13 protein-coding genes are annotated in these 12,671 nt (G+C 65.6%); 7 read left to right on the plus strand and 6 right to left on the minus strand.

The annotated features are described in order from the left end of the window. The 5 genes from fliH to GJV37_RS19530 are packed head-to-tail and all read right to left on the minus strand — an operon-like array spanning position 1 to position 5,177. A complete protein-coding gene (gene fliH, locus GJV37_RS19510; RefSeq protein WP_024766277.1) occupies positions 1 to 699 on the minus strand; it encodes a flagellar assembly protein FliH in 699 nt (232 codons plus the stop codon). A 6-nt stretch (positions 700 to 705) separates the two neighbouring features. After that, positions 706 to 1,746 (minus strand): FliG C-terminal domain-containing protein, encoded by a 1,041-nt coding sequence (locus GJV37_RS19515; RefSeq protein ID WP_024766276.1) that lies wholly within the window; start codon positions 1,744 to 1,746, stop codon positions 706 to 708. After that, on the minus strand, positions 1,724 to 3,415 hold the full coding sequence (fliF, locus tag GJV37_RS19520; protein WP_193452867.1) for a flagellar basal-body MS-ring/collar protein FliF: 1,692 nt from the start codon (positions 3,413 to 3,415) through the stop codon (positions 1,724 to 1,726). The genes GJV37_RS19515 and fliF overlap by 23 nt, the downstream gene beginning before the upstream one ends. Positions 3,416 to 3,424: 9 nt before the next feature. After that, positions 3,425 to 3,772 carry a flagellar hook-basal body complex protein FliE gene (gene fliE / locus GJV37_RS19525; RefSeq protein WP_024766274.1) on the minus strand — a complete coding sequence of 116 codons (348 nt, stop codon included), beginning with the start codon at positions 3,770 to 3,772 and terminating at the stop codon, positions 3,425 to 3,427. A 25-nt stretch (positions 3,773 to 3,797) separates the two neighbouring features. Next, positions 3,798 to 5,177 carry a sigma-54 dependent transcriptional regulator gene (locus tag GJV37_RS19530; protein WP_193452940.1) on the minus strand — a complete coding sequence of 460 codons (1,380 nt, stop codon included), beginning with the start codon at positions 5,175 to 5,177 and terminating at the stop codon, positions 3,798 to 3,800. Between the two features lie 472 nt (positions 5,178 to 5,649). On the opposite strand from GJV37_RS19530, the gene GJV37_RS19535 reads away from it, so the two are divergent. Genes GJV37_RS19535 through GJV37_RS19565 form a run of 7 tightly spaced genes read left to right on the plus strand, consistent with a single transcriptional unit; the run spans position 5,650 to position 11,949 of the window. Continuing rightward, positions 5,650 to 6,489 carry a FliM/FliN family flagellar motor switch protein gene (locus GJV37_RS19535; protein ID WP_065086103.1) on the plus strand — a complete coding sequence of 280 codons (840 nt, stop codon included), beginning with the start codon at positions 5,650 to 5,652 and terminating at the stop codon, positions 6,487 to 6,489. Further along, entirely contained in the window at positions 6,486 to 6,857 is a 372-nt protein-coding gene (locus tag GJV37_RS19540) for a FliM/FliN family flagellar motor switch protein (protein WP_024767369.1), read from the plus strand. The genes GJV37_RS19535 and GJV37_RS19540 overlap by 4 nt, the downstream gene beginning before the upstream one ends. Next, entirely contained in the window at positions 6,857 to 7,627 is a 771-nt protein-coding gene (gene fliP / locus GJV37_RS19545; protein WP_037018093.1) for a flagellar type III secretion system pore protein FliP, read from the plus strand. The genes GJV37_RS19540 and fliP overlap by 1 nt, the downstream gene beginning before the upstream one ends. A gap of 19 nt (positions 7,628 to 7,646) precedes the next feature. Continuing rightward, complete coding sequence (locus GJV37_RS19550; protein ID WP_045213351.1) at positions 7,647 to 7,919, plus strand: flagellar biosynthetic protein FliQ; 273 nt, start codon at positions 7,647 to 7,649, stop codon at positions 7,917 to 7,919. 4 nt (positions 7,920 to 7,923) lie between these two features. Beyond that, complete coding sequence (gene fliR, locus GJV37_RS19555; RefSeq protein ID WP_170858073.1) at positions 7,924 to 8,724, plus strand: flagellar biosynthetic protein FliR; 801 nt, start codon at positions 7,924 to 7,926, stop codon at positions 8,722 to 8,724. Next, positions 8,717 to 9,850, plus strand: coding sequence for a flagellar biosynthesis protein FlhB (gene flhB, locus GJV37_RS19560; protein WP_170858074.1), 1,134 nt, complete (start codon positions 8,717 to 8,719; stop codon positions 9,848 to 9,850). The genes fliR and flhB overlap by 8 nt, the downstream gene beginning before the upstream one ends. Before the next feature lie 2 nt (positions 9,851 to 9,852). Further along, positions 9,853 to 11,949, plus strand: a complete 2,097-nt coding sequence (locus GJV37_RS19565; RefSeq protein WP_170858075.1) for a flagellar biosynthesis protein FlhA — start codon at positions 9,853 to 9,855, stop codon at positions 11,947 to 11,949. Between the two features lie 225 nt (positions 11,950 to 12,174). Here GJV37_RS19565 and GJV37_RS19570 read toward each other — a convergent pair whose 3' ends face one another. Then, on the minus strand, positions 12,175 to 12,537 hold the full coding sequence (locus GJV37_RS19570; protein WP_024767259.1) for a PilZ domain-containing protein: 363 nt from the start codon (positions 12,535 to 12,537) through the stop codon (positions 12,175 to 12,177). Positions 12,538 to 12,671: the final 134 nt, after the last annotated feature.

A 12,671-nucleotide genomic window follows, 5' to 3' on the forward strand; every position in this document is an offset into this window, starting at 1 on the left:
TCAGTCTTCGTCCTGCAGGTGCGCGCTCAGCGCTTCCATGCAGCTGTCCAGGCGCTGCTGGCAACCGATATCGGCTTCCGCCTGGGCGGTGACCACACGGCACTCGCCCAGCGCCAGGCGCTCGTCCGGCACCAGGCGCCACCTGGCGGCGCGCTCGGGGTTCAGCTCGCGGATGCGCGCGCACTCTTCCGGGTTGAGCAGGATCTGCACCTCGCCCTGCTCGCCCGGCATGGCGGCGAGGGCTTCCTCGGCCAGCGTCAGCAACTGCGTGGGATTGAGCGTGAGTTCGACGCGGATGACCTGCCTGGCGACTTTCTGCACCAACTCCAGCAGCTCTTTCTGCCGCGCGTGCTGGAAGGCCTGGTGATAGTCGGTGAAGGCCGCGACGGCGGCCTGCAATGGCGCACTGGCTTCGTCGAACACTTGCCGGCCAGCGGCTCGACCTTCCTCGCGGCCCTTGCGCAGGCCGTCCTGGCGACCGGCTTCGAAGCCTTCGCGCAGGCCTGCCTCGCGGCCTTCGCCGACGCCGTCCTGGTAGCCCTTCTCCAGGCCTTCCTGGAAGCCTTCGGAGATGGCGCGCTGGCGCGCGGCCGGGTCGCTGTCCCAGCCGTGGTTGTCGGCGCTGGCGGTCGCGCAGCGCGGCGGGAAGCGGTACGGGCGCCAGGCGCGGCTGTCGGCCTTGATGACTTTGATCGCCATGCGCGGTTACTCCACCGTCTGCTCGCGGAACAGCTGCACCTGCAGGTCGCCCTCGGCGGCGAGATCGCGCACAACGCCCATGATCTCCTTGCGCACCTGCTCCACGCGGCTCAGCGGCACCGGGCCCTGGCGGCGGTTGATCGATTCCATCTGCTGCATCTGGCGCTTCGGCATGGCGCCCTGGATGGCGCGCACCAGCTCGGGTTCGGCGCCTTTCAACGCGACCACCCACTCGTCCAGCGGGATGACTTCCAGCAGGGTCTGCAGCACTTCCTGGTTCTGCCGGGAGAGGATGAAGAAGTCGTACATCTCATCCTCGATCCTGCCGACCAGGCTGTCGTTGTGGGCGCGCAGCAGCTCGAACATCTGGTTCCGGTCGCCCTTGAAGCGGTTCATGATGTCCGCCGCCTGCTTGACCCCGCGCACCTGCGAACCCTGGGTGGAGAGCACGCGCAGGCTGCGGTCGATCAGCTGCTCCAGCTCGGCGATGACGTCGCTGTTCACTTCGCTGAGGTTGGCGATGCGGAACAGCAGCTCGTCCTGGCGCTCGGCCGGCATGGCTTCGAGCACGTCGGTGGCCATGCCCGGCGGCAGGAAGGCGAGGAACACCGCCTGCATCTGCGCGTGTTCCTTGGCGATCAGCGCGGCGAACTGCTTGGGGTCGATCCACTCCATGCGCGCCATCTTGGCGCGGATTTCCTCGCCGTAGATGCTGTCCAGCAGGTTGCGCGTGATGTCGCTGCCCAGCGCCTTGCCGAGCATGCCGGCGAGGTAGGAGCGCGACGCGCCCTTGATGCTGGACTGCAGCTTGTAGTCGTCGAAGAAGCGCCCGATGACGTCGGAGACGGTGTTCTGCTTGACGTTGGACAGCCGCGCCATTGCCTGGCTGATGCTGACAATCTCCTCGCGGCTGAAATTGCGCAGGATGCCCGCGGAGGCTTCGTCACCCATGCTCAGCATGAGGATCGCCGCCTGTTCCAGCGAGCTCACGGCGCGCATCTGCGGGCCGCGCTTTTTCGGTTCTTCAGGCAGGCTCGTGTCGGTCATTGCGGCCAATCCAGTGCTTGATCACTTCCGAGACCCGTTCCGGGTCGTTCTTCGCCAGCATCTGCAGATGCTCGATCTGGTGTTCCAGCCCCGACCCCGGCGCCGGCAGGCGGATCTCCGAGAGCGGGTTCAGCTCGCCGAGGACGTTGAGCCCGCCGACGGTTTCGTTGGAAAGCGCCAGGCGGCGCTCGGCATCCAGGGCCAGCGGGTAGTCGCCGGCGCCTTCGGGTAGCGCGGCGGTAGCCGCCGGCTGCGCGCGCTGGGTCAGGCTGCGCACTGCCGGGCGCACGCCGAACAGCAGGAACAGCAGCGCGATCAGGCCAAGCACGCTGTAACGCACCAGGGATTGCAGGGCGCTGCTTTCCCACCAGCTCGCCGCGGACTCTTCCACCGCGGTGGCGGCGAACGGGAACACGCTGACGGTGATCAGGTCGCCGCGCTGGGCGTTGAAGCCCACGGCGCTCTTCACCATGGCCTCCAGGTCGGCGCGGGCCTTGTCGGTCCAGCCGCCTTCGGGCGCCGTGCTGGCGTTGATCACCACCGCCACGCTCTGCTGGCGCAGGGCAAAGGCCGGGTACTTGATGTGGGTGACGCTCTGGTCGAAATCGTTCTGCCGGGTGGTCTCGTTGCGGGTCGAGGTCGCGGCCTTGTTGTCGGTGCCGGCGACCTTGCCGTTGCCGGCCGGGGCGTTGGCGTTCTGCGCCTGGCCCTGCTGCGCCTGCGGCGGCGGCTCCGGCGGACGGTTGCTCAGCGAGCCGGGTACGCCGAGGGCCAACTGGTCGAGGGTGGTCTCGTTGCGCAGCGATTCACTGCGCAGGCGCGGCGCCTCGCCGTATGCCTGCAGGGTTTCTTCCTTCTGGCTGAAGTCGATGTCGGCGGAAACGCTGATGCGGTAATTGCCCAGGCCCAGCACCGGCGCCAGCACTTCCTCGACATTGCCCACCGCCTTGCGCTGGTACTCGTCCACCGCCTGCCAGTTCTGCGACGGGCCGCCAGCACCGTTGATGCCGCGCGACAGCAGCACGCCGTTCTGGTCCACCACGCTGACGTCCTCGGGCTTGAGCTGCGGCACGCTGCCGGCCACCAGGTTGACGATGGCGCCGACCTGCTCCGGGCTCAACCGCTGGCCGGGCGCGAGTTGCAGCAGCACCGAGGCCTTGGCCGGATCGCGACGGCCCACGACGAAGGAATTGCTGTCCTCGCGGGCCACATGCACACGCGCCTGCTCGATGCCCTTCAGGCCCATGATGGTCCGCGCCAGCTCGCCTTCCAGGCTGCGCTTGAGGCGCACATCCTGGAGGAAATGGCTGGTGCCCAGCGGCTCGTCCTTGTCGAACAGCTCGTAGCCGGCCGGCACCGATACCTTCACGCCCTTGGCCGCCAGCAGCATGCGCGCGCGGGCCAGGTCTTCCTCGCGCACCAGCACCTGGCCGCTCTGCGGGTGCAGGCGATAGTCGAAGGCTTCGGCGTCGAGCACCTGCATCACGTCGGCGGCCGGGTAGGCTTCGCCGGCGCCGTACAGCGGGCGATAAGCCCCCTGGTCGCGCCACAGGTAGAAGACCACGGCGGCGGCCAGCAGCGCGGCGCCCAGGGCAATGCCGAGCAGCCCCAGGCGCGGGTCGAGCTTGAGTTTGTCGAGCGGCAGGCGCCCTTTGAGTTTCTGCAGCACTGTCAGTCCTTACAGCGGCATGCGGATGATTTCGTCGAAGGCGCCGGTGAGCTTGTTGCGCACCTGCAGCAGCGCGGAGAACGACACGCTGGCCTTCTGGCTCTGGATCATGGCGCCGACCAGGTCGTCGCTCCGGCCGCTGTCCACCGCAGCCATGGCGGCGCTGGACTGGTGCTGCTCGGCATCCACCGAGCGCAGCGCCTGCTCGAAGCTGGCGCCGATGCCCTGTACCGGCGCACTCTCGTCGAGTTGCGTGGCGAACTGCGCGGCGGGCCGCACGGCTGGCCCGCTGGCCAGGTCGGCGTAGCGGTTCATCCGGTCCAGCATGTCCTGCTGCACCTGCATGATCGAACTCATGGAAGGTCTCCCCCGGAAGACGAAATCAGAAGTGCACCTGCACGCCCTGCTCACGCATCGCGTTGAGCCGGTAGCGCAGTGCGCGGGTGGTCATGCCCAGGCTCTCGGCGGCCTTGGTCTTGTGCCCGCCGAAACGGCGGATGGTGTCGATCACGTGCTGGTACTCGGCGAGCTTGCCGCTGGCGCGCAGCGCGGCGCGGCCACCCTCGGCCGCCAGCGGGATCACCGCGGCAACGCTGGCCATGGGCGCTTCCGGCGCGGCCAGGCCGAGGTCGCGGGGCTGGATGAACAGGCCGTTGCGCAGCACCAGGGCGCGTTGCAGGGTGTTCTCCAGCTCGCGCACGTTGCCCGGCCAGTCGTGCTGCAACAGCGCGCGGCTGGCGGACTCGGTGAGCAGGTCGTGCTCGGCGTCCTGCGGGGCGTACTGGCGGATGAAGCGCCGCGCCAGCGGCAGCACGTCTTCCTTGCGCTCGCGCAGGGGCGAGATGTGCAGGGGCAACACGTCGAGGCGGAACATCAGGTCGGCGCGGAAGCGCCCTTCGTTGACCTCGGCCTGCAGGTCGCGGTTGGTGGCGGCGATGATGCGCACGTCCAGTTCGATCTCGCGGCGCCCGCCCAGGCGCTCCACGCGCTGCTCCTGCAGTACGCGCAGCAGCTTGGCCTGCAGGGCCAGCGGCAGTTCGCCGATCTCGTCCAGCAGCAGGGTGCCGCCGTTGGCCAGTTCGAACTTGCCCGGCTGGGCATTCACCGCGCCGGTGAAGGCGCCGCGTTCGTGGCCGAAGAGGATGGATTCGAGCATCGCCTCGGGGATCGCCGCGCAGTTAACTGCGATGAAGGGCGCGGCCGGGTTGGCGATGCCGTGTATGTAGCGGGCCAGCAGTTCCTTGCCGGTGCCGGTCTCGCCGGTGATCAGGATCGGCGCGCGGGTCTGCGCTACGCGTTGCGCCATCGCCAGCAGGCGGCGGCCGGCCTGGGAGCGCGAGACGAACAGTTCCTGGGCGGCGCTGGAGGCTTCCTGGCGACGCAGCAGCGCGGCCAGCTGGCCGGCGCCAAAGGGTGACAGCAGGTAGTCGACGCAACCGAGGTCGAGCAGGGTGGCGGCCTTGTCCTGCTCTTCATAACCGACGATGGGCACCACGTCGCGCTCGCGGCCATCGCTGAGCAGCGCGCCAACCTGCGCATAGAGGTCGGGAGCGGGGAAGGCACCGGCGAGGATGAACAGCAGCGCAGCGTCGCTGCGCGCACGGGCCAGTTCGGCGAAGCCGGAGAAGCGTTCGACACGGCAGCCTTCGGCCAGCAGCGTCTGCAAAAGGAGGGCGTGAGCGGCGTCCGAGGACGGCCCGATGATCGCAACTTTTTTCTGCGCTGGCCGCTCTACGAGCAGCGTTTCACATAATTGATCGATCGACTGGCTTACACTGTTCACCGCAACTTTCCATTCGCTAGTGCGTTCGAAAAACCTTTCGTTGGTCAATCGCCAGCGTCTGCCGATCAAATTCTCGGCGACTGCGAAACCTTTTAACGAAATGGCTATCTCACGGGTGGCATTGCAACAACTTCGTCACACATGAAGTTACTGCAACCTGTAACTAACCCACCCACACTAACAAGTGCCAGCACTACGCCATAGCTCCCCGCCGATTAATTAAGATCAATAGACAAAAAGTTCCGTCAAAAACAGCATTTGATATCTATTGATTTAATCGGGCGACCTCAGATCGCTATCATTGCGCCACGTCAGCAGCCTGTGATGCAGCAATTTCAGGCCCTGGCAGACAGAGCATGCCGCGAGCAACGATCAGCCGACCCCGGCGGTCACGACACTTCCCGTGTCCTTGGGCAGATGGCAGATCGAACCTGGAAGTACGACGCTGAGCATGACTGGCAAATCAAAAGTCCACCATGGCGTGCCCGCCGACAGTCTGATCCGACTGAAACCGCAGAAACTCGGCCGGCATTATCACAAGATTCCGCAGTACATCAAAGAGATCTCCGGAAAGTATCCGCGGATCATCAGCGACTATTTCCTGCGGCATTATCGAATCAATCTCGAACTGGATAACCTGCGCATTCACGAGGAACTTCCCCGTGAACTGGAATGCCTCTTCGATTCGCCCCTGGGCAAGTTCGGTTTCGCCATGGACCGCGCCCTGCTGACCGAAGTCATCGAGTGTTACTACGGCGGCACCCTGGTCGCCAATCGCGACACGCCGCCGATCAGCAGCTCCGAGCAACGCATGCTCGACCGCCTCGGCCTGGACGTGGTCGACCTGTTCGGCCGCGCCCTGCTGATGGGCGAGTCGGTGGGCCGCCTGCAGCAGATCGATCCCACCTACGAAGAGGTGCAGTGGGAGTACGTGGCCGAGTTCAGCTACGTCAGCCACCTGACTGGCGAACGCTCCTCGCTCTACCTCTACCTGGACAATCCGCTGGCGGACGAACTGACCCGCCGCCTCGCCGGCCCGCCACCGCCGCGAGTGACCGGCAACCCGGTCGAGCACATCAAGCACCTGCCGCTGCGCCTGGATTGTGTGGTCGCCGCCGCCAGGATGCCGCTCTCGCAGGTGCTCGGCCTGGAGCCTGGCGATGTGCTGACGATCCGCCCGCTGGACCGCGTCGAGGTCCGCGTGAACCAGCAGAAGCTGTTCCGCGGCGCCATCTTCGAAGACGACGGCACCCTCTTCCTCTCCTCCCTGGAAAGCGTGAAAAACCCATGACCGGTTCTCTCTCCGACTCCGAGTTCGAGTCGCTGATCAACGATGGCGACCTCGACCTGACCCAGGATGCCGCCGACATTCCCGCCGAGCCCGTGCGCGCTTCGCTGCCGCAACAGGACCTGAGCTTCTTCGGCAAGATTCCGGTGAACGTCACCCTGGAAGTCGCCTCGGTGGAGATTTCCCTGAAGGAGCTGATGGATGTGGACGCCAACAGCGTGATCATCCTCGACAAGCTCGCCGGCGAGCCGCTGGACGTGAAGGTCAACGGCGCGCTGTTCGCCAAGGCCGAAGTGGTGGTGATGAACGGCAACTACGGCCTGCGCGTGCTCGAACTGTGCGGCGCCAGCCTCGACGCCCTGACTGCCTGATGATGCGGCGCCGCTCCCTGACAGGCAGATCGCTGGCCACGCTGGGCCTGCTCATCGCCGCACTCTGCCCGCTCTACGCGCAGGCAGCCGGCGGCGAGGTCACGCTGTTCAACCTGCACGACACGGCGGACGGCCAGGCCTTCAGCGTCAAGCTGCAGATCCTCATCGTCATGACCCTGCTAGGCTTCCTCCCGGCGATGCTGATGCTGATGACCTGCTTCACCCGCTTCGTCATCGTGCTGGCGATCCTCCGCCAGGCCATCGGCCTGCAGCAGAGCCCGCCGAACAACGTGCTGGTGGGCATCGCGCTGATCATGACGCTGCTGGTGATGCGCCCGGTGTGGCAGGACATCTACGCCAATGCCTACCAGCCCTTCGAGGCCGACCAGATCAGCCTGGAAGACGGCCTCGGTCGCGCCAAGCAGACGCTGAGCCGCTTCATGCTCGCGCAGACCAACCGCACCTCGCTGGAAACCATGGTCTCGCTGGCCGGCGAAACCCTGCCGGAGAAACTGCAGGACCTGGACTTCTCCCTGCTGCTGCCGTCCTTCGTGCTCAGCGAGCTGAAGACCGCGTTCCAGCTGGGCTTCATGATCTTCATCCCGTTCCTGGTGATCGACCTGGTGGTGGCCAGCGTGCTGATGGCGATGGGCATGATGATGCTCTCGCCAATGATGATCTCGCTGCCGTTCAAGCTGATGATCTTTGTGCTGGTGGACGGCTGGGCCCTGATGATGGGCACGTTGACCAGCAGCGTGCAGCCGTTCTAGCGGCCTTTCGGAGAACGCCATGCTCACCCCGGAAAGCGCCGTCGACATCGTTTCCAACGCCGTGCACATCACCGCGCTGATCGTCTGCGTGCTGATCGTGCCGAGCCTGATCGGCGGTCTGCTGGTCAGCATTTTCCAGGCCGCCACGCAGATCAACGAACAGATGCTCAGCTTCCTGCCGCGCCTGCTGATCACCCTGGGGATGCTGGTGTTCGCCGGGCACTGGATCCTGCGCACCCTCTCCGAACTGTTCATCGAGTCGTTCCACCAGGCAGGCCGCCTGGTCGGCTGATGCCATGCAGCAAGGTGCATCCATCCTGCAGGCGTTCGACACCCTGCAACTCCTGCAGGCCTGGTGGTGGCCCTTCTGCCGGATCATGGCGGTGTTCGCCCTGGCGCCGATCTTCAGCCACAAGGCGATCCCCATGCGCCTGCGCATTCTCCTCGGCCTGGCGCTGACCGTCGCCCTCGGTGCCGCGCTGCCGCGCCCGCCGGCCATCGATCCGCTGTCCGCCCAGGGCCTGCTGGTAGCGCTGGAGCAGATCGCCTTCGGCCTGATGCTGGGGCTTTCGCTGATGCTGGTGTTCACCGTGTTCACCCTGGTGGGCGACGTGATTTCCACCCAGCTCGGCCTGAGCATGGCGGTGTACAACGACCCCATGAACGGCGTGTCGTCGTCCTCGATCCTCTACCAGCTGTACTTCATCCTGCTGGTCTTCCTGTTCCTATCCATCGACGGCCACCTGCTGGTGGTGAGCATCCTCTACCAGAGCTTCGTCTACTGGCCGGTGGGCAGCGGCCTGCATTACCTGGGGCTCGAGTCGGTGGCCGGCAGCCTGGCCTGGGTGTTCGCCGCCGCGGTGCTGATCACCCTGCCGGTGGTGTTCTGCATGACCCTGGTGCAGTTCTGCTTCGGCCTGCTCAACCGCATCTCGCCGGCGCTGAACCTGTTCTCCCTGGGCTTTCCCATGGCGATCCTGGCGGGCCTTGCGTGCATCTGGCTGACCCTGCCGGACATCCCCGAGAACTACCTGAAGCTCACCCGCCAACTGCTCGACGCCATCGGCGTGATCTTCCGCGAGGGGCGCCATGGCTGAGCAGCACAGCGCCCAGGAAAAGACCGAAGAGGCCTCCCAGCAGAAGCTCAGGAAGAGTCGCGAGGACGGCCAGGTCAGCCGCTCCAAGGACCTCTCCACCACGCTCTCGCTGCTGGCCACGCTGATCGCCCTGAAGTTCTGCGTGGAGCATTTCTACGACGGCCTGAAGCAGGGCTTCGCGCTGTCCTTCATCGACCTGAGGAACAGCGAGATCGGCCTCGACGATCTGCCGCTGGTGCTCGGCCACCACCTGGTGCTGTTCATCACCACGCTGCTGCCGCTGCTGGTCACACCGCTGCTGGTGGTGCTGTTCTCGATGATCCCCGGCGGCTGGATCTTCTCCAGCAAGAACTTCATGCCCAAGCTGTCCAAGCTCAATCCCATTACCGGTCTCGGACGCATCTTCTCGCTGCAGAACTGGACCGAGCTGGCCAAGTCGCTGCTGAAGATCGCCGTGCTGATCGCCGTCGCCCTCTACCAGCTGCACGGCGCCCTGCCCGGCCTGCTTGCCTTGCAACGCGGCGATGTACGCGGTGCCATTGCCACGGCTTTCAGCACCTTCTACGACATCACGCTGTCACTGCTGGTGGTGTTCATCCTGTTCTCGGTCATCGACATCCCGATCCAGTACTTCTTCTTCAAGAAGAAGCTGCGCATGACCAAGCAGGAGCGCAAGGAAGAGCACAAGAACCAGGAAGGCCGCCCGGAAGTGAAGGCGCGCATCCGCCAGTTGCAGCGCCAGCTGGTGCACCGGCAGATCAGCAAGACGATCAAGACCGCCGACGTGGTGATCGTCAACCCGGTGCACTTCGCCGTGGCGCTGCGCTACGACCCGAAGAAGGCCCAGGCGCCCTACGTGGTCGCCAAGGGCCTCGACGAGACCGCGCTGTACATCCGCAAGATGGCCAAGGCCCACGACCTGGAAGTGCTCGAACTGCCGCCGCTGGCCCGTGCGATCTACGCCACCACCCAGGTGAACCAGCAGATTCCTGCGCAGCTGTACAAGGCCGTCGCCCACGTACTCACCTACATCCTCCAGCTCAAGGCCTGGCGCTCCGGTCGCCGTGAACGCCCGGAGCTGATCCAGAACGTCCCCATTCCCGAAGAACTGCTGAACAGAGTCTGACCATGCGCCTACTGCAGTCACTATTGCCGACCTTCCAGAGCGGCCGCATCGGCATCCCGCTGATCATCCTGTCGATCCTCTCGATGATCATCCTGCCGCTGCCGCCGCTGGTGCTGGACGCCCTGTTCACCTTCAACATAGTGGTCGCCATCCTGGTGCTGCTGGTCAGCGTGTCGTCGAAGAGCCCGCTGGACTTCTCGCTGCTGCCCACGGTGATCCTGGTCACCACGCTGCTGCGCCTGACCCTCAACGTCGCCTCCACCCGCGTGGTGCTGCTCGACGGCCACACCGGCACGGGCGCGGCGGGCAAGGTGATCGAGGCCTTCGGCCACGTGGTGATCGGCGGCAACTTCATCGTCGGCCTGATCGTCTTCGTGATCCTGATGATCATCAACTTCATGGTCATCACCAAGGGCGGCGAGCGCATCTCCGAGGTCACCGCGCGCTTCACCCTGGACGCCCTGCCCGGCAAGCAGATGGCCATCGACGCCGACCTCAACGCCGGCCTGATCGACCAGAACGAAGCCAAGCGCCGCCGCTCGGAAGTGGCCAAGGAAGCCGACTTCTACGGCGCGATGGACGGCGCCTCGAAGTTCGTCCGTGGCGACGCCATCGCCGGCATCCTGATCCTGCTGATCAACCTGTTCGGCGGCCTGGCCATCGGCGTGTTCGTCTACGACCTGCCGGCCGGCGCGGCCTTCCAGCGCTACGCCCTGCTGACCATCGGCGACGGCCTGGTGGCGCAGATCCCGGCGCTGCTGCTGTCCACCGCCGCGGCGATCATCGTCACGCGGGTCAACGAGTCCGCGGAAATCACCAGCCTGGTGCGCCGGCAGATGCTCGCCTCGCCATCGCTGCTGTACACCGTCGCCGGCATCCTCGTGGTGCTCGGCCTGGTGCCGGGCATGCCGCACACCGCCTTCTTCGCCTTCGCCGCGCTGGTGGCGTTCATCGCCTGGCGGCTGTCGCTGGCCGGCCCGCCCATCGAGGCGCAGACGCTGGAGCAGACCCAGGCGCTGACGCACGCGATGGACCAGGAAAAGGCGCAGCAACTGGCCTGGGAAGACATTCCGCTGGTGGAGCGGCTGTCGATCTCGCTGGGCTACAAGCTGGTCAGTCTGGTCAACGAGGCCAGCGGCGCGCCGCTGCCGCAGCGGATTCGCGGCGTGCGCCAGACGCTCTCGGAGAACCTCGGCTTCCTCCTGCCGGAAGTGCAGATTCGCGACAGCCTGCGCCTGAAGGCCTCGCAGTACGCCATCCACATCAACGGCGAGCGCATCGACGGTGCGGAAATCCACGCCGACCGGCTGATGGCGATTCCCTCGCCGGAGCTGTACGGCGAGATCGACGGCATCCTCGGCGTCGACCCGGCGTACCGCATGCAGGTGGTGTGGATTCTCCCGGCCGACAAATCCCGAGCGCTGAACCTGGGCTACCAGGTGATCGACTGCGCCAGCGTGGTCGCCACGCACCTGAACAAGGTGGTGCGCGAGCACCTGCCGGACATCTTCAAGCACGACGACGTCGAACACCTGATGCAGCGCCTGACCCTGCAGGCGCCCAAGCTCGCCGAATCGCTGAAGGCGCAGCTCACTTATTCACAGCAGCACCGGGTGTTCCGCCAGCTGCTGCAGGAAGAAGTGCCGCTCAAGGACATCGTCACCATCGCCAGCGCCCTGCTCGAAGGCAGCGAGACCACCAAGGACCCGGTGCTGCTGGCCTCCGACGTACGCTACGCGCTGCGCCGCAGCATCGTTTCGTTGATCGCCGGCGACCGCCCGGAGCTGACCGTGTTCGTCCTGGAGAACGCCCTGGAAAACACCCTGCTCGGCGCCCTGAGCATCGCCCAGCAGGCCGGCCCGGTGAGCCTGGACAACATTCCAGTGGAACCCAGCCTGCTCAACCAGCTGCAGCACAGCATGCCGGTGGTGAAGGAAAAACTGCGCAAGGAAGGCCACCCGCCGATCCTCACCGTGATGCCGCAACTGCGGCCGCTGCTGGCGCGTTATGCGCGGGTGTTCAGCCCGGGGCTGCATGTGCTGTCGCAGAACGAGATTCCGGAGCGGGTGGGGGTGCAGATACTGGGGACGCTGGGGTGATGGGCTCTGGCGGAGCGGGTGCTTTTCGAGCGTTCGCCGCGGGGTCTCCCCCTCACCCTAACCCTCTCCCAATGGGAGAGGGGACTGTCTGCAGCGGGCTGATATTTCCACGCTCGCCGACTGACTCCGGAATAGCCACAACACACCGATCGGCCCCCTCTTCCCCTGGGAGAGGGCTGGGGTGAGGGCCCGCCCGAGCGCCGAACTACCCCTCCCGAAGATCCATCACGATAACCGCGCCCGCCCCAACAGACTGCGGTTGAAGCTCACCGACATCGACGTCACCAGCTCGGTAAACGCCGCACTCGGCCGATCCAGCTTGAACCCCTGCTCGAAGCGCGCGTTCTTGGCATCCTTCTTCGACCACTGGCAGATCGCAGTGATATCCACCGAACGGGTGTGATCCTCACGTACCGGAATCTCCAGGCGCATGTCGTAGCAACTGCCCGGCGCCAGCGGTTCCTCCGTCACCAGCCGCAACCCGCCCATCGAGACATCGAGTACCGTCCCCATGGCATCGCCGCTCAGGCGGTTGGTCACGTTGATCTGGCCGATGTGGCGGAAGGTCAATCGACGGTGCTTGCGCATGCTGGCCTCTTGTAGGGATCGGGCTCTGGGACGGACGGGGAAGAAAAACGCGCGCGCATCCTAGCAGCGCCAGTTGCTCAAACGAACTCAAAAGCTATCAACTGGCCAGTATTTGCGGCAGATCCCACTCGCCT

This window comes from Pseudomonas nitroreducens (assembly GCF_010994165.1).
In the GTDB taxonomy this organism is placed as follows: Bacteria; Pseudomonadota; Gammaproteobacteria; order Pseudomonadales; family Pseudomonadaceae; genus Pseudomonas; species Pseudomonas nitroreducens.